We start from the raw sequence: 20,310 nt of genomic DNA, 5'->3' as shown, positions 1-20,310 counted from the left end.
ACCGTTAATTTATCGACCCGTATCGTTCAGTTTAAACGAGATTACCGGCGTACTCTGTCCCGGTTCCGGTAGCCGCCGCCATAGCCGCCAAGGTCCACCAGGACCGCCAGGATCAGCCAAACAAAATCGAGACCCTCGACGCCGCCGGGGAAAACCAGGACATAGGCCAGGGTGGTCCAGGGCAAAAGCAGAAAACCAACAATTGGGATGAGGAAAGTATCAAAAGCGCTTTGCCAACGCGCCTGATCAACCAGCCACCAGACGAGAATGGCAGCCCGGGGACCGAGGAGCATCAGGATGATGAGAGGACAACACACCGCTTTTTACCTCCATCCGGTATTGGGGTCAATTATAACGCCCATGGGCTGTTCGGACAAGATAATTTTCGATGGGGGGGAATAATACCCATAATCTAATTTTCAAATACTACCAATGTGAGGCGGGAAGTGTGATACGAGGCGGATTTAAACAAAGGGGGAAGGCGCTTTCGCTCCCTCCCCCTTTTAGATTCGGTAAGTCTTCTTCTAAAGAACCGGCTGCTCGAGTTGCTCCATGTGTTCCAGGTGGACCACCTTGGAGGCTTCCAGTTCCGCGGCCCTTTCCGAGGTGGCGTCGCGGCAGGACTGGCACTGGGCCGGGATGAGCTTGCCGATGATGACGTTCTCCTTGAGGCCGGCCAGGTTATCCTTCTTGCCATGGATGGCGGCGTCGGTGAGGACGCGGGTCGTCTCCTGGAAGGAGGCGGCGGCCAGCCAGGACTCCGTGGAAAGACTGGCGCGGGTGATGCCCAGGAGGATGGTATGCGCCGTGGCGGGTTCGCCGCCCTCGGCCAGTATCTTGACGTTGATGTCCTCGTAGCGGAACTTGTCCACCAGCTCGCCGGGCACCAGGTCGGTATCGCCGGAGGTGTCAATACGTACCTTGTTCATCATCTGGCGCACGATAACCTCGACGTGCTTGTCATTGATGTGCACGCCCTGGGAGAAGTACACTTTCTGAACCTCTTCCACCAGGTAGCGCTGGACGGCCTCGCGGCCGAGCACCGCCAGGATATCCTGCGGGTTGATTGAACCGTCGGTCAGCTTCTGGCCGGCTTTAACGGAGTCCCCGTCCCTGACCTGGATGTGGGTGGCGGCGGGCACCGCGTACTCACGCTCGTCGATGTCCTCATACTTGATGAGCAGGTGTTGGCCGTCCACGCTGACGCGGCCGCCGACACGGGCCACCAGTACCCCCTCGCCGTGGGTGAGATGAAGGGATTCCTTGGCGGCTTCCGGCGCTGTTGCCAGCACCGAACCCATGTCCACGGGCTGACCCTCGTTCACTTCCAGATGCCAGCCGTCCGGCAGGTCGTATTCATCCTGGTAGGTATCCCGCGCCAGGATACGTACGCTGCGGCCGGCGTCGCTCTCTTTGACCTCGACCTCGCCGTCAATCTCGGAGATGATGGCCTGGGCCTTGGGAGAACGGGCTTCGAAAAGCTCTTCCACGCGCGGCAGACCGGTGGTGATGTCCGTACCGACCACACCACCGGTATGGAAGGTCCGCAGTGTAAGCTGGGTGCCGGGCTCACCGATACTCTGGGCGGCCAGGATGCCGACCGCGGTATAGGTATCCACCGTCTTGCCGCGGCCCAGGTCGCGCCAGTAACACTTCTGGCAGATGCCGCGCCGGGAGCCGCAGCTCATCGGAGAGCGGACGTAAACGCTGGTAACGCCGGCGGCGACGATCTCTTTGGCCTTCTTGTCGTCGATTTCGCCGTCGCGGTCGAGGATAATTTCACCGGTCAGGGGATTGGCCACCGGCATGGCGGCCAACCGGCCTGCGATACGCTCAGCCAGCGGCGGCAGGATGCCCTTCTCCGTGGGTTCCTCGATCCACAGACCGTTCATAGTGCCGCAGTCTTCCTCGTAGATGATGAGGTCCTGGGTCACATCGATGAGACGGCGGGTCAGGTAACCGGAACCGGAGGTACGCAGGGCGGTGTCGGCCAGACCCTTGCGGGCGCCGTGGGTTGAGATGAAGTATTCGATGGTCGACAAACCTTCGCGCAGCGACGACTTGATGGGAAAGTCGATGATTTTACCCGATGGGTTGGTCATCAGGCCGCGCATACCGGCCATCTGGCGGATCTGAGAAATGTTACCTTTGGCGCCGGAGTTGGCCATCATGTAAACGTTACCGACGTTATCCATGCCCTTGGCGATAGCCTCGCCGATCTGGTCGGTAGCCCGCATCCAGACCTCGATGACGCCGGAATAGCGCTCATCGTCGGTGATCAGACCCTGGGCGTATTGCTGCTCGATGACCGTGGTATCGTGCTCGGCGGCGCCGACGATGGCCGGTTTGGCTGCCGGAACAGCGATATCGCTCATGGCGATGGTGATGCCGGAACGGGTGGCGAAACGGAAGCCGAGCTCCTTGATGGCGTCGAGCGACCGGGCCATGGCAAAATCGTCGCTGACCAGCCGCTTGCTTTCGCCGATGAGACGGCGAAGGGTAGACTTATCGGCCGCCTTGTTGAAGAACGGCATGGCCGCAGGCAGGGCTTCGTTGAAGATGATGCGTCCGACGCTGGTCTTAATCGTTTCACCTTCACCGTTACGAACATCGATCTCCGCCCGGAGCTCGATGATGCCCAGATCAAAATACCGCTTGGCTTCTTCGAAACTACCGAAGCGCTTGCCCTCGCCTTTGAGGCCGGGGCGGATACTGGTCAGGTAGTAACAGCCGAAGACCATGTCCAGGCTGGGGGTGACCACCGGGTCGCCGCTGGAAGGCAAGAGCATGTTGTGGACGGAAAGCATCGCCTCCCGGGCTTCCTTAACCGCGGCGCGGGAAAGAGGCAGGTGGACGGCCATCTGGTCGCCGTCGAAGTCGGCGTTGAAGGCGGTACACACGAGCGGGTGGATGCGGATGGCCGATCCGTCGATGAGCACCGGCTCGAAAGCCTGGATGGACAGGCGGTGCAGCGTCGGAGCGCGGTTTAAGAGCACCGGGCGGTCCTTGACCACGTCCTCGAGGATGTCGTAAACCTCAGGGCGGGCTCGCTCCACCAGCCGGCGGGCGCTCTTGATATTGGGCGCCAGGCCGTCGGTGACCAGGCGGTGCATGACGAAAGGTTTGAACAGTTCCAGGGCCATTTTCCGGGGCAGGCCGCACTGGTGCAGCTGGAGTTCCGGGCCGACGACGATAACGGAGCGGCCGGAATAGTCCACACGCTTACCCAGCAGGTTCTGGCGGAAACGGCCCTGCTTGCCGCGCAGGAGATCAGAGATGGACTTGGCCTTGTGATCGCCGGACACGGCTACGCTGCGGCCGCGGCGGCCGTTGTCGATGAGGGAATCAACCGCTTCCTGAAGCATGCGCTTCTCATTGCGGATGATGATCTCCGGCGCGCCGATCTCCAGCAGGTGCTGCAGCCGGTTGTTGCGGTTGATGACGCGACGGTAGAGATCGTTCAAATCAGAGGTGGCAAAGCGCCCGCCGTCGAGCTGGACCATGGGGCGGAGGTCGGGGGGCAGCACGGGCAGGACGGTCAGTACCATCCATTCCGGCTTGTTGCCGCTGCGGCGGAAGGCCTCGACCAGTTGAAGCTGCTTGCTGGCCTTCTTGCGGCGCTGACCGGAGGTTGAGCGGGTTTCCAGGATGAGACGGTTGCGCATCTCACCCAGGTCGATGGTGCGTAACAGATCCAGGATCGCCTCGGCGCCCATCTTGGCGTCGAAGACTTCCGGGTAACGGGTCTTTAGATCGAAGAACTGGCTTTCGGTCAGCAGGTTGCCGCGGCGCAGTTCGCGTAGCTGATCCACGATGCTGGCTGTCTGCTCTTCGCTTTCGGCGCGCTCGGCCTCGAAATCACGTCGGAGAGTGTTGATCTCCTCGACCTCGGCTCCGGCGGTCTCCAGTTCGGCCACCCGCTCCGCCACCTCGGTCTCGCGGTCGTCCATCTCCTGCTGGCGGCCCTTTTCCAGACCGGTTACAGCCTGCAGGCGAGCGGACTCGTTCACCTGGGTGATAACGAAATGAGAAAAATAAACGATGCGCTCCAGGCTGCGGGTGGACAGGTCGAGTAGCAAGCCGACGCGGCTGGGGATGCCGCGAGTGAACCAGATGTGGCCGACCGGGCAGGCCAGGTCGATATGACCCATGCGCTCGCGCCGGACCTTGGCCCGGGCTACTTCCACACCGCACTTATCGCAGATGATACCCTTATAGCGAATACGCTTGTACTTGCCGCAGGAGCACTCGAAGTCCTTGGTGGGACCGAAGATGCGCTCGCAGAAGAGGCCGTCGCGCTCCGGTTTAAGGGTGCGGTAGTTTATCGTTTCCGGCTTGGTAACTTCACCGTAAGACCAGCTCTTGATCTGATCCGGTGAAGCCAGTGAGATCCGGATGGCGTCGAAATCAATGACTTCATTCATCTTCGTTCTCAGTGTCCTCTTCTTCGTTTTCGTTCACTTCGAGCAGTCTGGCGGAAAGCTCACCGGCCAGGGCCAGTTCAGATTCCTCTTCGTCCGCCGCTGCTTCCTTGAGATGCTCGGCGGGCAGCAGGCGTTCTTCCTCGTTGATGACCTCGACCGACAAGCCCAGGCTCTGAAGTTCCTTGACCAGAACCTTGAACGACTCCGGTACGCCCGGTTGTGAAACGTCCTCGCCCTTGACGATGGACTCATAGGCCTTGGCGCGCCCGGTGACGTCATCGCTCTTAATGGTCAGCATCTCCTGGAGGTTGTAGGCCGCGCCATAGGCTTCCAGGGTCCAGACTTCCATTTCACCGAAGCGCTGGCCGCCGAACTGGGCCTTGCCGCCCAGCGGCTGCTGGCTGATCAGGGAGTAAGGGCCGGTAGCGCGGGCATGTACCTTGTCCTCCACCAGGTGGATCAGTTTCAGGATATACATATTGCCGACGGTGATCGGCTGATCGAAGAGTTCGCCGGTCTTGCCGTCGCGCAGTTCCATCTTGCCGTCGATGGGCAGCGGGATGTTGCGTTCCCGGGCCAGCTTGAAGGTGCGGTCGAAAAGCTCCGCCGCGGGAATATTACGCGCCTCGCCAACACCCTGCTGTTCCAGCCACAGGCGGAGGCAGGTCTCACGGGCAAATCCGGGAGCGTTGTCGTCGAACGCTTTGGCGCCGTCGTAACCCCGGCTGCTGAGCCACTCCACAGCGGCAGCGGCGATGGTTTTGGAGTTCTTCTCCTGGTAATCCAGGTTGATAAGACCGGCCATCCGGGCCATGGTGGCCCGCGCCAGGTCATCCTCGATAGCCACGTCGGTAGCGCCGTCGAAGACGGGGGTGCGTACCCGGAAGCCCATCAGGTGACCGGCCCAGCCGAGATGCAGTTCCAGGATCTGTCCCAGGTTCATGCGGGAAGGTACGCCGATGGGATTCAGGATGACATCCACCGGGGTGCCGTCGGGCAGGAACGGCATATCCTCAGCCGGAGCGATGATGGAGACGATACCTTTATTGCCGTGGCGGCCGGCCAGTTTATCGCCGACAGATATCTTGCGTTTCTGGGCGACCCACACCTGGACCCACTTGTTGACGCGGGCCGGCAGGTCGTCCCCGTTATCACGAGAGAATTCCTTGACGGCGATAACCTTGCCCCACTCACCATGAGGCATGCGCAGCGAGGTGTCCTTGACCTCGCGGGCTTTTTCGCCGAAGATGGCGCGCAGCAGTTTCTCTTCCGCCGAAAGCTCGGTCTCGCCCTTGGGGGTGATCTTACCCACCAGGATGTCGTCCGGGCCGACTTCGGCGCCGACGCGTATGATGCCTTCTTCGTCCAGTTCGCGCAGCGATTCCTCACCGACGTTAGGGATGTCGCGTGTAATCTCTTCGACGCCGAGCTTAGTGTCGCGGGCTTCGACCTCGTGCTTGGTGATATGGAGGGAGGTCAGGCGGTCTTCTTTGACCAGGCGTTCGTTCAGAATGATGGCGTCTTCATAGTTGTAGCCGTGCCAGCTCATGAAGGCACAGACCAGGTTCTGGCCCAGGGCCAGTTCGCCGTTCTCGGTGGCCGACGAGTCAGCCAGCACCTGTCCGGCCCGCACGGTGTCGCCTGAGCTGACTACCGGCCGCTGGTTGATGCAGGTGCCCTGGTTGGTGCGCATATACTTGGTAAGCTTGTAGGTGTCCTCAAGTCCGCCGTCGATCTTGACGATGATCTTGTCGCTGGTCACCGACTTGACGGTGCCGGCGTTGCGGGCAAAGATGACATGGCCGCTGTAACGGACCGCTTCCATCTCCATGCCGGTGGCCACCAGCGGCGCTTCCGGACGGAGCAGGGGTACCGCCTGGCGTTGCATATTGGCGCCCATCAGGGCTCGGTTGGCGTCGTCATGTTCGAGGAAGGGAATCAGCGAGGCCGCCACGCTGAAGATCTGCTTGGGCGAGACGTCCATGAAATCGATCTTCACCGGGGGTTCGTAGAGGTAATTCTCGCCGAAGCGGGACTCGATACGGTCGTCAACGAAACGTCCGCGGGCATCCAGCCGGGCGTGCGCCTGGGCGATAACGTACTTGTCTTCCTCGTCTGCGGCCAGGTATAACACCTCGTCGGAAACGAATGGTTCCACCCGGACCATCTGCTCCTGCAGCTTGGCCAGTGTTTTAAACGTCTTGTCATCGATAACGGCACCGGCTGCCAGCACGGTCTTGTCGCCGTCGGTTACCGCCTCGCGGAGGGCCAATCCCACCAGCCGGGGATCATGGTTGTGCAGTTCCCGGAGAACGCGGCGGTAAGGCGTCTCGATGAAGCCGTAGCGATTGACCCGGCCGTAGGCCGCCAGGGAACCGATAAGGCCGATGTTGGGACCTTCCGGCGTTTCGATGGGGCAGATGCGGCCGTAGTGAGAGTAATGCACGTCACGCACGTCGAAGCCGGCGCGCTCACGAGAAAGACCGCCGGGGCCCATGGCTGACAGGCGGCGCTTGTGGGTCAGTTCCGCCAGCGGATTGGTCTGGTCCATAAACTGAGAAAGCTGCGAGCCGCCGAAGAACTCACGCACCGCGGCGACCACCGGCCGGATGTTGACCAGGCCGCCGGGCGTCACCTGATCAAGGGCGACGATGCTCATGCGCTCCCGCGCCACCCGTTCCAGCCTGAGCAGGCCGATGCGGAACTGGTTCTGGATGAGTTCGCCCACGGTGCGGATGCGCCGGTTGCCCAGGTGATCGATGTCGTCGGCATGATCGATGCTGTTGTTGATCTTGATGATCTGCTTGATGATGGCCACGATGTCTTCACGGGTAAGCGCGCGGTTCTCCTCGCTGACCCGGCCTTCCAGGCTGAGGCGGCGGTTCACCTTGTAGCGGCCGACCGCTCCCAGGTCATAGTGATCCGGGCTGAAGAACATGTCGTTTACCAGCTTGGTGGCGTTCTCCACGTTGGCTGGGTCGCCCGGGCGCAGCCGTCCGTAGATGTCGATCAAGGCGCCGGGGGTGTCGCGGATCAGCGGGTCCTTGTCGATGGTGGACTGGATGTACAAGTGCTCCATGGAGTTATCGACATCGGTGAACATGTTGACCAGGTCCTGGTCCGAACCGTAACCGATAGCCCGCAGGAAACTGGTGACCGGAATCTTGCGGCGGCCGTCGATCTTGACCGAGATGACGTCGCGATTGGAGGTTTCAAATTCCAGCCAGGCGCCGCGGCTGGGGATGAGGCTGGTATGGCACAGCGGGCGGCCGGTGGCGGTGTCTTCCTGAACGGTAAAATAAACGCCGGGTGAGCGCAGCAACTGGCTGACGACCACCCGCTCGGTGCCGCTGGTGATGAACGTACCGTTGGCGGTCATAAGCGGCATATCGCCAAAGAAGATCTCGAAGGGTTCTTTGATCTCTCCGGTAGCCTTGATGATCAGCCGCGCTTTAACGTACAAAGGGATGGAATAATCTTTGTCGCGCTGCTGGCATTCTTCTTCAGACAGGCGGGGCTCACGGAACTCATAGCCGATGAAATCCAGCTCCATGCGGTTGCCGTTGAAATCCCTCACTGGAGAAATTTCTTCGACGAGGTCCTTGAGACCGTCTTCCATGAACCACCGGAAGGAGGCTAACTGGAGGTCGATCAGATTAGGGACATCCACAACCTCGGGGATCTTGGAATAGGACTTGCGGGCGGCGGCGGCGGACAATACGCCAGTGGCGGGTAGCATAGAAACCATGTCTGCTCCTTAAATAAAACAGTCGATTAAGGAAAATGATGGATTAAGGCCAAAGAAAAAAGAGACCGGAAAAAGCTCTGAAAAAATAAAAATGACAAAGAGGCATAATTAACAACCACTCAGTATATACTAATCACTGAATGGTGTCAACGTCATTTTACAGGAAATTTGCTGGGTAGTAAAATGACGCCGCCCACGGCCCGACCGGACTGTGCAGGTAGATTTCAGGAGTACAGGACATGGATTTCACTGGCATATTCATCGGCGCGGCGACTTTTATAATCATCGGCGTTTTTCACCCCATCGTGATTAAGACTGAGTATTATTTCGGCACCCAGGCTTGGCCGGCCTTTCTGATACTGGGATTGGGATGCGCCGGAGCGGCCTTGTTCATCGACGGCGTCGTACCGGCGGCCATCACCGGCATCACCGGGTTTTCTTTCCTGTGGAGCATCAAGGAGCTCTTCGAGCAGGAAGAGCGCGTTAAAAAAGACTGGTTCCCGGCCAATCCCAGGAAATCGGCGTGACATCAAACGCAGCAATTCCGGCTATTTGCCTCATCGCTCGATTTCGGCTATCGTATGATTATGCCTAAATTAACTTTTCTCGGCGCCGCCGGTAACGTCACCGGATCACGCTACCTCTTCGAGGACAAGAAAACCCAATTGCTGATCGACTGCGGGCTGTACCAGGAACGGGAATTCCTGTCCCGCAACTGGGATCCCTCCCCGTTGAAACCCCCGGAGATAGAAGCGGTGCTCCTGACCCACGCCCACCTCGACCATACCGGCCTATTGCCGAAACTGGTGCGTGACGGGTTCAAGGGCAAGATCTATGCCACCGAGGCTACACTGGAATTGGCCGAGGTGATGCTGCTGGATTCCGCTCGCATCCAGGAAGAGGACGCCGCAACCAAAAAACGCCGTCATAAGCGGGAAGGCCGCCGTGGACCGCATCCGGAAGAACCGCTGTACACGGTCGAGGACGCCGAAGCCTGTTTCCCGCTGTTCAAACCCACCGGATACGATGATCCCATCGAGTTCGACGGGATAAGAGCAACCCTGTTAAACGCCGGGCATGTACTCGGATCGGCGATGATCTTCCTGGAATTCAAATCCCGGGATGGCGATGAACGCAGCATCTGTTTCTCCGGCGATATCGGTCGCCCCGACCGGCCGCTGGAGGAGACACCGCTTTCCCCGACCACCCCGGATTACCTGGTGGTGGAGTCCACCTACGGCGACCGCGATCACGAACCGGTCGAGGAGGTCGAAGAAAAGTTCGCCAGAATCATCAACGAGACAGTTGAACGCGGCGGCAACGTGGTCATCCCGGCCTTCGCCCTGGAACGGACCCAGGAACTGATCCACTACCTCCGGCTGCTCATCAGCCAGAAAAAGATACCCCAACTGCCGGTTTTCGTGGACAGCCCGATGGCCATCAAGCTGACCGGCATATTCTCCCAACATCCGGAACTCTGGGGCGGGGATATCGAAGGCTTCAAAAAAGGCTCACCATTCGATTTTCCGGGTCTGAAACTGACCAGTTCCGTGGATGACTCCAAGGCTATTGCCGAACAAAAGGGTTCCAGTATCATCATCGCCGGATCAGGGATGGTCACCGGCGGACGCATCAAGCACCATCTGGTCCAGAATATCTCCCGCCCCGAAAGCACCGTCCTGTTCACCGGCTACCAGGCTCACGGCACCCTGGGCCGGCTGATCGTGGAAGGTAAAAGCCCGGTGCGCATCCTGGGACAGCACTTCGAGGTCAAAGGCGATATCAGGCAACTGCAGGGGCTTTCAGCACACGCCGACCGCACCGAACTGCTGGAATGGACCTCCCACCTGGCCGAAGCGCCGCGGCACGTTTTCGTCACCCATGGCGAAGAATCAGCGGCCGGCGCCTTCGTCAAAGCCCTGCAGAAACGCACCGGCTGGACGGTCACCGCGCCCGGGTACGAGGACAGCTTCGAGCTTTAGTTCCTTATAAGGATAATTTGGCACCGAGGGCGATCAGCATCGCCGCCTCTCTTCTGGTAATACCCGAAGGTTTTTCAAATTATTGGCGAATTGATCTCGGGATCCGCCATCGAGTTATGTCAATCATATATCGGCATGAAAGTTTCTATGGGGAAGTTGCAAAAAACCCAGTTAATGAGATTTTATCCGTCTAAGAATTCAATAGTAATGAAAGGAGAATCGACCACCTGGTCAATCTTGCGGAGCAAGTGATAGTTGGGATGATACGGTCATAGAGCTAGGTATCGTAAAAAGGAGGTCTGGGGCGGCTTGCTTCTGAGATATGCAGCCTCGTTAAGATTGGTCACCTAATTGGACCTGTGATTAGGCTATTTATCGACAGCTAATTGAACCTAATTAAGAGATACAATGCAACTCCTGCGAAAGAAAGAGCAACCAAACGCCATGTCCAGATAATGACAGTCCAAGCAAAGCTGTGTTCTGGTGGAAATTTATGCCGCTGATATGACTCCTCGACAAATTCCTTATCTGGAAAATACTTCAAAAGGAGTTCTTTACGGTATTCCTCTGCCTTGTTCAACCTCCTGTTAATAGGTTCTGCAAAAATGGCCAGCAATATACCGATTATGATAAAGGCGATCGCTATTGTATTAAATAATATCATTCTGCAATATCAACGGTCAGTGAAGACCAAATCAAACGAGCATGATTTATCTGGGTATAGAACTCGGAATAGAAGTTAATAGGCAATTTAGCAAATGCGCCCATATTGGAATTCCATCCCCGTATACAACTTTACACTTAAGATTGCGAATAACTCGATAGCGGCGATTGCGGTTACCATCGCCGCCAACAAGACTCCAGAAAATATCATTACCGGTCGAGCCTAGGGTTTATTGTTTTTTCCCACAAAACTCCCCCACGCATGCTTTATTAATATTTAGGTGCAACTCTTATTTCAACTTCTATATTCGATTCGCCGGATAACTCAAAGATTTTTGAAATCGGTTGTACCGAGCATTGTCCGCGCGTATCAATTCATCTATATCTTCCTGCGGTGTCCCCATTACTTTCTTGAATGATTTTCGGGCTTCGATCGTGCGATTAACTGAGTCCTGATCTAAGACACTGAGTCTTATTCCAAAGGCACAGTCTTCGAGACGTGCTGCATAATCCATAACAAATAAACTGATATCTTTCTCAATTTCTCTTTTTAACCATTCTTTTGTAATTTGAATTGTGCCTTTCAAGTCCGTCGATGGCAAAACAAAGTAATAATCATTTTTCCGGCTTGCGAACAACTCAATAGCTACTGCAATATTCGAAAGTGGATTCATGGAATCTTCTTCCACCACTTTTATGGTTATTATATCAGGAAAGACACTCATTTTTACTCTAACTCCATACAGTTGGCCGTTCATCGAGGGCAGTGATACCCTGTTCTAGATCTCCTTACCCTTCAAGATCCGTGTCGCCAGGTACGCACCTCCAACGATCAGAACCAGGGTCACTCCCAGCGCCAGCCACTCCGCGCCGCCGCTCTCTCCGGCCACCAGGTGATTTCCCCAACTGGTCAGCGACCCGGGCATAACCCGTCCCACCCATGGCACCGCCCCCAGCCCGGCACCCACCAGCAGAACGCCGATAGCTACGCCGCCGGCGGCCAGGGAGTTGCGGAACACCGCCGAAAAAACCAGGGTGGTGGTGATGCAAAAGATCAGATAAACGGATAGCAACGCCGTTTGACCGATGAACCCGGCAAGATTGCCTTCTTCTATCAGCATCCAGGTGTAACCGAAAGCGCCGATGCCGCCCAGGACCAGGCCGATGATGAAGGTGAAGCTGATGGCCATCAGCTTGGCGGTGACGAACGCCCCTGTACTCACCGGCTTGGAAAGGGTCATCAGCGCCGTACCCCGGCTGCGTTCCCCGGCGATGGCGCTCATGGTGACCAGAATAGCCACCAGCAGCCCCATCTGGAGTGCCGTCGCGGAATATTCCACCAATGCCTGGACAGCGGTGGGGGGCGGTATTTCAATAAAACTGATATCCTCACCGGCTAGCTTGATGATCTCCGGCAGATACCTGGTCATCACCGGGGTCAATAGTCCGAAGAACAGAAAGACTCCGCCGACGATCAGCAGGCGGAAGGTGCGGACCTGTTCCCGCCATTCTTTTTTCATCAGTGTATTGAAGCCGTTCATGAGCCTTTCACCACCTCGACGAAAATGTCCTCCAGGCTGGGCTGGGTCAGTTCATAGCGCAGGAGCGTCAGGTTGCTGCCGGCGATCAGGCGCGGCAACTCTTTGCGGGCGGCTGCCACATCCCGGGTAGTGATGCGGAGGGTGGGGCTGGAGTTCACCAAAACCGAATCGGATTTGACAAACCAGGGCAACGGTTCGACCGCGGCGATGAAAGGCGCGGCATCCTCGGCGAATTCAATCTCGAAGATGGAGCGCGCGTATTTTGTGCGCAGTTCCTCGACGGTGGAGGTGACCACCAGACGTCCCTGGTTGATGATGCCGACCGAATCGCAGACCCGCTCCACGTCGGAAAGGATGTGGGTGGACATGAAGACGGTGGCCTCCTCTTTGAGCCTGCCGATGAGGTCCAGGACGTCGCGGCGGCCGATGGGATCGAGGGCGGAGGTCGGTTCGTCGAGAAAAAGGACCTTGGGATGATTGAGCATGGCCTGGGCAATGCCGAGGCGCTGCTTCATGCCCCGGGAATAGCCGCCGACCTTGCGCCGGGCTGCCTTCTTGAGTTCCACAAGTTCTAGCAGTTCGGCGGCGCGTTTCTTAAGGTTTGGATAAGCCATGCCGTAAAGCTCACCGGCAAAATACAGGTATTCCTCCCCGGTCATCCAGTCGTAGAAAGCCGGGACATCCGGCAGGAAACCGAAATTCCGGCGCACAGTCACCGACGACTGGGTCACTTCCTCATCACAGATGAAGGCGCGGCCTTCGGTAGGACGCGACAGGCCGGTAAGCATTTTGACCGTTGTGGTCTTGCCGGCGCCGTTGGGTCCCAGGAAGCCGAACACGGCGCGTTCGGCGATCTGCAGATCCAGGTGTTCCACGGCGACGATATCACCGAAACGCTTGGACAGGCCTTCAGTTCTTATAGCCGGAGTCATTGCTCTCATCCTCCTGTCCGGCGTCGGGATGGCGCCCCCAGACCAGATAGACGATGGGGCCGATGAGATTGATAAAGATGATAACCAGCGCCCAGACAACCTTGCTTTCACCCTTGACCCGTTTGCGCTTGACCAGATCCATCAGGGCAATCACCAGGAGGACCAACTCGATGATAATGACCGGGATCAGCAGCGGCAGGAGATCCTTAATCAGTTGCAGTTCTGAATCGCTCATGGCAAATACTCCTTCAATTTATCGTAAGTGGCGTACAGATCCTCGTTGATGACCCGGGTCCCGCCGATCACCGGCATGAAGTTGGTATCGCCGAACCACCGCGGCACGATGTGGCAGTGCAGGTGCTGATCGACCCCGGCGCCGGCGGCTTTGCCCAGGTTGAAGCCGACATTGAAGCCTTCCGGCCTCATGGCAGTGGTCAAGATCGATTCACAGCGGGCAGCCAGATCGATGATCTCCCGGCGTTCGGAATCAGTCAGATCCGACAGGCGGGCTGCATGGCGGAAAGGCGCTACCATCAGGTGCCCGGCGGCGTAGGGATAGGCGTTCATGATGATGAAAGCTTCCCGCCCCCGGTGCAGGATCAGTGTCTCCCGGTCTTCACCCCGGGCTGGCAGGTCGCAGAAGATACAGCCGTCGCCCTTGAAAGATTCGATGAACTTGCCGCGCCACGGCGCCCAGAGCTGTTCCATGTGTACCCCCGGTTTTATTCGGTATTTCGCTAACTTCCGAAATATTATACCGCGTCACCGGCGGGTGTCAATATAGCGGAAGGGGAGTATTTCTACTCCCCTTCCGGCCAGTAATCGGTCGCTAAAAAGCTACGTGGTGGCAGCCGGGTCAACTTCGATTGTGAGTTCCTGGGTGTCGGTCAATACCGGGGAGGAACTGTCGGAAACGGTCAGGGTAAATGTGTATTCGCCAGCCGTCGTCGGTATGCCTGAGATAATGCCGGTGGCCGCATCGAGAATCAAACCAGCCGGGAGATTGCCGGAAACGACGCTCCAGGCGTAGGGGGCGGTGCCGCCCATAACAGCCAGAGCGGTGGTGTAGGCGGTTTCGACAATGCCGTCAGGCAGGGTCTCTGTAGTTATATCAATGGCGCCGGGTTCCTGGGTCACGCTCAATTTAATGACTGGCTGGAATATTACTTTGCCCGAGTTACCGGCGGTATGGATGGACTCGGAGGCGATGAAGTCGAAGAGCAGCACCGTGGTTTTACCGGCGACTATCTCGAACGGCCGGATAAACTTCAGCTTGCCGCTGGGTAACGTGGCTTCAACCGGTTCTTCGCCCTCGAAGGTTACCAACACTTTGGTAACTTCCATGCGGATCTGATTATAGACACCGGGTTCCAGATCGCTAGTAGCCAAAAGTTCTTCCAGACCCTGAACCTGAAGCAGATCAAAAGTAGACTTACCTTCCAGCACGGTCAGCGACTGCCAGCTGCCCTCACCTGTTTCTCCGCCATCTATATTTATTTCAACCGAGGCGACTGTGACGTCGATCGCGGTGATGACTTTTTCAGGAGGCGCGTCGGTTACCCTGACCTCCAGCCGTCCGGTTGTCGGTTGAGAACCGATCAGGTCGCCCGGACTGGGGATACCGAGTTCGGCGCAGCCAGCCGGGATGATTAGCATCGCGATCAATAAAGCCGCGATAACGGGTAAAAATCTGTTTTTCATTTTTCTTCTCCTAGTTGTTGTTGGTTACGATAATGGTAACGCGCGGCAGACGGATTCGTCAGGAGTCGAGGCATCGTACGTTGGTACTATTAGAGATGAAAAGAGCAGAGACGCGCACGCATGCCTCTGGTTTGAAATTTAGGGTTTTGTATTTGTTTGGTATTTGGAGCTTGAGATTTGGAATTTGTTTGGATATTGTCTCTTGGTTATTGTACCTTCTCATACTCGGCTCCGCTTTCACCCGTCTGCGGTTTGAGGATGTATTTACCGGAACCCTGACCGGTCTTGTTGACGGTGATGTCGAAGGTAAAGCTTGTGACGTTGCCGCCGCCGACGGTGAACGGGAGGTCGATCTGGAGCTTGTCGCTGGGCAGCTTGATATCGATGGTCTCACCGGTGGTCAGCGTGCCACGGATCGTGGTGGTGAAAACCACCACCCGGGTGTATTCCCCCTCCGGGACATCGCCGCGCCAGAGTTCCTGGCTGGCCTCGCCGATAAGCTCCGTCAGGTCGAAATCCTTGATCTCAGGCGTAAACACGATACGGGCATCCCCGCCGCCACCCTGCTTCAATAGTTCTACGCGATCCACGGTCACGATGAGACTGGTGAAATCGCCGATGTCGTTGGGCTGGTCGCTGACGAGGAAGACGAAATTGCCCTGCCCGGCTACAGGCGGATTGGAAACGACGATGACCGGGGGTTCTTCCACCATGGGCACTATAACGTTATAACTGAATACACCGACCAGGATCAGCAGCAATACGCCGGCCACCGAAGCCCAAGCCGGAAACCTGGCCCAGAACGGCGCCTTTTTCCTCTTGTCGATGTGGGCGAATAATCGCTGCCGCGCCCGCCGTTTGGCTTCATCGGACGGAGTGAAGCTGTTGGAGCGGTCGAGCCGCGCCACCGCCTCGAGCAATGGCCTGAGTGCCTGAGCGTGCTCTGGATGTTCGGCCAGGCAGGTCCCGATACTCTCGCCGCGCTGCATGCGATCGAGGCAGGCATCGAGGACCAGGTCGATATCTTTATAGTTGTCGTTCATATCGGTTTTCATCTAAGTTAGTTTAATCCGTAGTTTCTTGAGGGCGGTGGACTGGGCCTCGCGTACCGCACCGTCGCTCTTGCCGAGCATTGCGCCCACCTCGGCGGAGGAGAGCCCACCGTAGAAGCGCAGCCGGATAATCTCTCTTTGGTCTTCCGTGAGGATTTCCATCGCCTGCGTCACTCGTTCCATCTCCAGCCTGGTTTCGACTTCCATCGCCAGATCGCCGCCAGCCTCGATGTCGATCTTTTCGATATCGGTGATTCTCCGCTGACTGTTGCGCCGGTGATAGTCCACGACCAGGTTGTGCGCGATCTTGAACAGCCAGGCGCCCATCGGCAAACCCCGCTCCTCGAAGGAGTCCAGCGCCTTGAGGGCCTTGACGAAGACGTCAGAAGCGAGGTCCTCGGCGTCTCCGCGGTCACCGATGCGGGTAAACGCGTAACGGGCAATCCGGTCATAGTATTCCTCGAACAGGCTGGCAAGCCGGACCTCTTTTTCTTTTAATTCTTTCCGTCGTTCCATAAGCCTCTCGGGGTTCTCTTGCCTGATAGATGCCTCCGTTAATAATATCACTGCCCCCAAGAAGTCTGTTACTAACTGTAGTAACGCTAGGGCAACAATTATGTCAGGAACCTCTGGCGTTGCCTGAAATATTTACTCTGAACGAAACCTAAGGGTTCATTTTTTATTTTTTTCCGTCGTTTCATTCGAACGGCATTCAGGGGGACGAAGGCTCGACAGGTTATGGTAAAATATCTCAGTCGTCCTTTCTGGAAGGCAGCAATGACTCATAGGACAATCGCCAAGGTAATCGTCAATCCTGTCGCGGGCACCGGTAGTTCCATCCGGCACTGGCCGCATATCAAGAGCGAACTGGAAAAGCTGGGTATCCTTTACGAAGCTGTTTTCACCGAGCGGCCTAGCCATGCCATCGAGCTGGCGCGAGAGGCGGCAACACTGCACTACCGTTACATCGTGGCGGTGGGGGGCGATGGCACCATCAACGAAGTGGTCAACGGCATACTGGCCGCTGAATTCGCGGGTCTCGATAAGGGAGAACCAGTGACGAGGATATCCCTGGGTGTGATCAACACCGGTACCGGCTCGGACTTCGTGCGCTCACTAGGTATCCCCCGCGACCCCGACCGCGCCTGCCATCACCTGCTTTCCGACAAACGCCTGATGGTGGACGTCGGCGTTATCGAGTGGACACACAATGGAAACGCCAACCGTCGCTACTTCGTGAACGCCGCCGGTGTCGGCTTCGACGCCGAGGCCGCCGACGCTCGCCGCAAGCTCCCGAAATTCTTCCGCGGCCCCATTTCATACCTCATCGGCGTCGGTAGTACGCTCTTTGGCTACCGGAACAAGCCCATCACCAAAAAGCTGGACGAAGCCGATGAAACTCTAAGCAGAAGCCTCTCGGTCATCGTAGCTAACGGCTGCTATTTCGGCGGTGGCATGAAAGTAGCCCCGGACGCTCTGTTGGGCGATCAGCTTTTCGATGTCCTGACCATAGGCGATATCGGCAAATTCGAGCTGATGCAGGCGTTCCCGCGCGTATATAAGGGCACCCATACCACTCACCCCAAAGTCCGGGTTGAACGCGCCGCCACGGTCAACCTTTCCTCGGTGGAAAAACTGCTGCTCCAGGCTGACGGGGAGATCATCGGGGAGGGGTCGTTCCGGTTCTCGTTGCTGCCGGGGGCGTTGAGTGTGATTATATAAATTGCGACACATATCGCAGTCGAAAGGAGAAGAAAGTTGTCCATGAATTTGAAGCAGATCAGGACGATAGCCTTTTGTGGTGGCGGTTTTACACTAGCCGGACTGGTCTTTCTCGCTTTCGGAAGCGGAGCAAGCACCGATACCAATTTTTTTCTTGCTCATGCAGTATTCGGAGCCGGGGGTGGACTGGGACTCGGACTGGCGTTAAGAGAAAAACGAATGGTGTTTTTTCTTCCATTCCTGGGGCTAGTTGCATTCCCCCTGTTGTTTCAGAGTATAGTGGGGATCGCCTCTTTTCTGAGGCCAGTCTTCGAATTCGGAGGAAGCGCTGGTATTTTTAACTATTTGCCAACCGTTTTACTCTACGGTTTAATGGGTTCCGGGATGGGATTGTTATACTCTCTTGTTCTCAAACGAAATGATCTTCGCTTGATGCTCGTTAAATATGGGGCCTTGTTTTTCGCTCTCGGTTTTCTGATAACGACTCCAATCCTATTTTTTATCCAATCTAACGTCTGGCCACACATACTAACGATTATTTACACTATTGGAGGAGTTGGATTGGGATTGGCGTTGTACCGTTCCGTGGACGTGGAGGAAAACGGGAGCATCATTCTCCGAAACACTGGTTGATCGACCGGAGTATCACTACCCAACATTCTAAGACAAATGGCTGATAACCCTCTCCACTCTCCTCAACGCCTCCTCCAACGTACTCCTCGGACAAGCAATATTCATCCGCATAAACCCCTCACCCCCCGCCCCAAACCGGCTGCCCTCATCCAAACCTATCTTTGCCTGCCGGATGAAAAAGTCGCATAGCTGTTTTCTGTCCAGCCCCAATCCGCGACAATCCAGCCATACCAGATAGGTTCCCTGCGGGCGTATCACTTTGATCTGCGGGATGCGGCGTTCGAAGAAATCGACGAGGAAATCGAGGTTGCCCTGAAGATAGGCCAGTAACTGTCCCAGCCACTCGTCGCCGTCGCGGAAGGCGGCTTCCAGGGCGGCCAGGGCCATGACGTCCGGCTGGGGCATGATGCCGCTGCGGGCGGACTGGAAGGTGGCGCGGAGACGGGGGTTGGGAATGATGATGACCGAGGCTGCCAGGCCAGCCAGGTTGAAGGTCTTACTGGCCGACATGCACACCACCGAGTTCTGGGCGAATTCCTCGGAAATCGCGGCAAAGGGAGTATGCTTCACCCCGTCGAAAAGCAGTTCGCAGTGAACCTCATCCGAGATCACCACAGCACCGGCATCGATGGCGATGCGGCCGACCTCGACGAGTTCCTCCTGTGTCCGCACGCGGCCGACAGGGTTGTGCGGGTTGCACAGTATCATCGCCTTGGGTTGGGGGGCGGCCAGGAAACCGGGGCCGGGCGGGGCGAATCGGCGCTTCAGGTCGTCGAAATCCATCTCGTATTTGCTATCGATCATCTTCAACGGGCTGGCGGCGATGCGGCAGCCTGCGTTCGGCACCAACGACCAGAAAGGGTGATAGACCGGGTCGTTGATGACCACGGCGTCGCCGGGATGGGTGAAGGCGCGCAGGGCGGCGGCCAGGGCGGGGATGACGCCGGGGGTGAACACCAGCCACTCGGCTTTGACGCGCCAGTTGTATTTACGTTCGATACGCTCGATTATGGCCCTGACGAGGGAGGGGGAGGGATGGGTGTAGCCGTATATCGGATGCTCAATGCGGCGGCGAAGAGCTTCGGTGATCGGTTCGGCCACCGGGAAATCCATGTCCGCCACCCACATGGGCAGCACATCCTCGGTGCCGAACACTTCACGCCGCATGTCCCACTTGGCGCTGTTGGTGCCAGTGCGGTCGATTAGGCGGTCGAAATCGTACTTCACGGTGTCGTCTCCATAAGTTTATCGATGTCCTTGTATTGAGGTCTATAATGTAATTATAAAGCATGGGAGGCGTAAGGACATGGAATACAACAAACTCACTCCGGAAGAGGAAGCGGTAATCGTGCGTAAAGGTACGGAGCCGCCGTTCACCGGCGAATACGAAAGCACCACCGGACCGGGAACTTACATCTGCCGCCGCTGCAACACTCCGCTTTATAAGTCAGACAGTAAATTTCACTCCGGTTGCGGCTGGCCCAGTTTCGATGAGGAGATACAGGGCAGGGTCAAACACGTGCCGGACGCCGATGGAAGGCGCACCGAGATAGTCTGCGCCATCTGTGGGGGTCACCTGGGGCATGTTTTTACCGGTGAGAGATTCACGCCTAAGAATACCCGCCATTGCGTCAATTCTTTGTCGATCAAGTTCGTACCGGAAGCCGCCGGAAAGTAATTCACCCGGATTTTGGAAACGTGACCCCACCCAATAAACTGATAACTGAAAACTGTTAACTGACAACTAAAACATATTTTAAAAACCCGCCAAAATCCTATTGACAAATCCGGCCCTCAGCCCATATCATTAACCTGTGCTATTAAAGAACACATGTACCATTTGTTTCCACGAAACGAATCGGCAAACCCGCCGGCACGACTTTCTCCGGAACCGGAATTCGACTCAAATATC

General features: G+C 57.0%; 17 protein-coding genes. 5 read left to right on the top strand and 12 right to left on the bottom strand.

Features of this window, described 5'->3' with window-relative positions; all coding sequences use genetic code 11:
* Positions 1 to 41: 41 nt before the first annotated feature.
* The 3 genes from ABFB09_RS02210 to ABFB09_RS02200 form a co-directional block, all read right to left on the bottom strand.
* Positions 42 to 317: a hypothetical protein gene (locus tag ABFB09_RS02210; RefSeq protein ID WP_346999566.1), complete on the bottom strand. Its 276-nt coding sequence runs from the start codon at positions 315 to 317 to the stop codon at positions 42 to 44.
* Positions 318 to 524: 207 nt separating this feature from the next.
* Positions 525 to 4,424 (bottom strand): DNA-directed RNA polymerase subunit beta', encoded by a 3,900-nt coding sequence (gene rpoC / locus ABFB09_RS02205; protein ID WP_346999565.1) that lies wholly within the window; start codon positions 4,422 to 4,424, stop codon positions 525 to 527.
* Positions 4,417 to 8,172: a DNA-directed RNA polymerase subunit beta gene (locus ABFB09_RS02200; protein WP_346999564.1), complete on the bottom strand. Its 3,756-nt coding sequence runs from the start codon at positions 8,170 to 8,172 to the stop codon at positions 4,417 to 4,419. The genes rpoC and ABFB09_RS02200 overlap by 8 nt, the downstream gene beginning before the upstream one ends.
* A gap of 239 nt (positions 8,173 to 8,411) precedes the next feature.
* Between ABFB09_RS02200 and ABFB09_RS02195 the strand changes: the two genes are divergently transcribed.
* Together ABFB09_RS02195 and ABFB09_RS02190 are read left to right on the top strand one after the other, a co-directional pair.
* Positions 8,412 to 8,699: a DUF4491 family protein gene (locus ABFB09_RS02195; protein ID WP_346999563.1), complete on the top strand. Its 288-nt coding sequence runs from the start codon at positions 8,412 to 8,414 to the stop codon at positions 8,697 to 8,699.
* A 60-nt stretch (positions 8,700 to 8,759) separates the two neighbouring features.
* Entirely contained in the window at positions 8,760 to 10,154 is a 1,395-nt protein-coding gene (locus tag ABFB09_RS02190) for an MBL fold metallo-hydrolase (protein ID WP_346999561.1), read from the top strand.
* A 965-nt stretch (positions 10,155 to 11,119) separates the two neighbouring features.
* Here the strand turns inward: ABFB09_RS02190 and ABFB09_RS02185 are convergent.
* The 8 genes from ABFB09_RS02185 to ABFB09_RS02150 all read right to left on the bottom strand — a co-directional run bounded on the left by ABFB09_RS02185 (position 11,120) and on the right by ABFB09_RS02150 (position 16,559).
* Complete coding sequence (locus tag ABFB09_RS02185) at positions 11,120 to 11,575, bottom strand: hypothetical protein (RefSeq protein WP_346999560.1); 456 nt, start codon at positions 11,573 to 11,575, stop codon at positions 11,120 to 11,122.
* 21 nt (positions 11,576 to 11,596) lie between these two features.
* Positions 11,597 to 12,358 carry an ABC transporter permease subunit gene (locus ABFB09_RS02180; RefSeq protein ID WP_346999558.1) on the bottom strand — a complete coding sequence of 254 codons (762 nt, stop codon included), beginning with the start codon at positions 12,356 to 12,358 and terminating at the stop codon, positions 11,597 to 11,599.
* Positions 12,355 to 13,290 carry an ABC transporter ATP-binding protein gene (locus ABFB09_RS02175; protein ID WP_346999556.1) on the bottom strand — a complete coding sequence of 312 codons (936 nt, stop codon included), beginning with the start codon at positions 13,288 to 13,290 and terminating at the stop codon, positions 12,355 to 12,357. The genes ABFB09_RS02180 and ABFB09_RS02175 overlap by 4 nt, the downstream gene beginning before the upstream one ends.
* Complete coding sequence (locus ABFB09_RS02170) at positions 13,268 to 13,525, bottom strand: PLD nuclease N-terminal domain-containing protein (protein ID WP_346999554.1); 258 nt, start codon at positions 13,523 to 13,525, stop codon at positions 13,268 to 13,270. Before ABFB09_RS02170 ends, ABFB09_RS02175 begins: the two co-directional genes overlap by 23 nt.
* Complete coding sequence (locus tag ABFB09_RS02165) at positions 13,522 to 13,998, bottom strand: HIT domain-containing protein (protein WP_346999553.1); 477 nt, start codon at positions 13,996 to 13,998, stop codon at positions 13,522 to 13,524. The genes ABFB09_RS02170 and ABFB09_RS02165 overlap by 4 nt, the downstream gene beginning before the upstream one ends.
* A gap of 129 nt (positions 13,999 to 14,127) precedes the next feature.
* Complete coding sequence (locus tag ABFB09_RS02160) at positions 14,128 to 14,991, bottom strand: DUF4382 domain-containing protein (RefSeq protein ID WP_346999552.1); 864 nt, start codon at positions 14,989 to 14,991, stop codon at positions 14,128 to 14,130.
* Positions 14,992 to 15,197: 206 nt separating this feature from the next.
* Entirely contained in the window at positions 15,198 to 16,046 is an 849-nt protein-coding gene (locus tag ABFB09_RS02155) for a DUF4382 domain-containing protein (protein ID WP_346999551.1), read from the bottom strand.
* On the bottom strand, positions 16,047 to 16,559 hold the full coding sequence (locus ABFB09_RS02150; RefSeq protein WP_346999550.1) for a sigma-70 family RNA polymerase sigma factor: 513 nt from the start codon (positions 16,557 to 16,559) through the stop codon (positions 16,047 to 16,049). It lies immediately after the preceding gene.
* Positions 16,560 to 16,820: 261 nt separating this feature from the next.
* Here ABFB09_RS02150 and ABFB09_RS02145 point away from each other — a divergent pair, with 261 nt between their 5' ends.
* Together ABFB09_RS02145 and ABFB09_RS02140 are read left to right on the top strand one after the other, a co-directional pair.
* The gene (locus tag ABFB09_RS02145) at positions 16,821 to 17,765 is read left to right on the top strand and encodes a diacylglycerol kinase family protein (RefSeq protein WP_346999549.1); all 945 of its coding nucleotides are present in this window, start codon (positions 16,821 to 16,823) and stop codon (positions 17,763 to 17,765) included.
* 42 nt (positions 17,766 to 17,807) lie between these two features.
* Positions 17,808 to 18,398, top strand: a complete 591-nt coding sequence (locus ABFB09_RS02140; protein ID WP_346999548.1) for a hypothetical protein — start codon at positions 17,808 to 17,810, stop codon at positions 18,396 to 18,398.
* Between the two features lie 27 nt (positions 18,399 to 18,425).
* On the opposite strand, the gene ABFB09_RS02135 is transcribed toward ABFB09_RS02140, so the two are convergent.
* Positions 18,426 to 19,625, bottom strand: coding sequence for a MalY/PatB family protein (locus ABFB09_RS02135; RefSeq protein ID WP_346999547.1), 1,200 nt, complete (start codon positions 19,623 to 19,625; stop codon positions 18,426 to 18,428).
* 79 nt (positions 19,626 to 19,704) lie between these two features.
* Between ABFB09_RS02135 and ABFB09_RS02130 the strand changes: the two genes are divergently transcribed.
* Entirely contained in the window at positions 19,705 to 20,076 is a 372-nt protein-coding gene (locus ABFB09_RS02130; RefSeq protein WP_346999546.1) for a methionine-R-sulfoxide reductase, read from the top strand.
* Positions 20,077 to 20,310: the final 234 nt, after the last annotated feature.

The sequence above is a fragment of the Dehalogenimonas sp. THU2 genome, from assembly GCF_039749495.1.
In the GTDB taxonomy this organism is placed as follows: Bacteria; Chloroflexota; Dehalococcoidia; order Dehalococcoidales; family Dehalococcoidaceae; genus Dehalogenimonas.
This window is presented reverse-complemented; position numbering and strand designations above follow the sequence as displayed.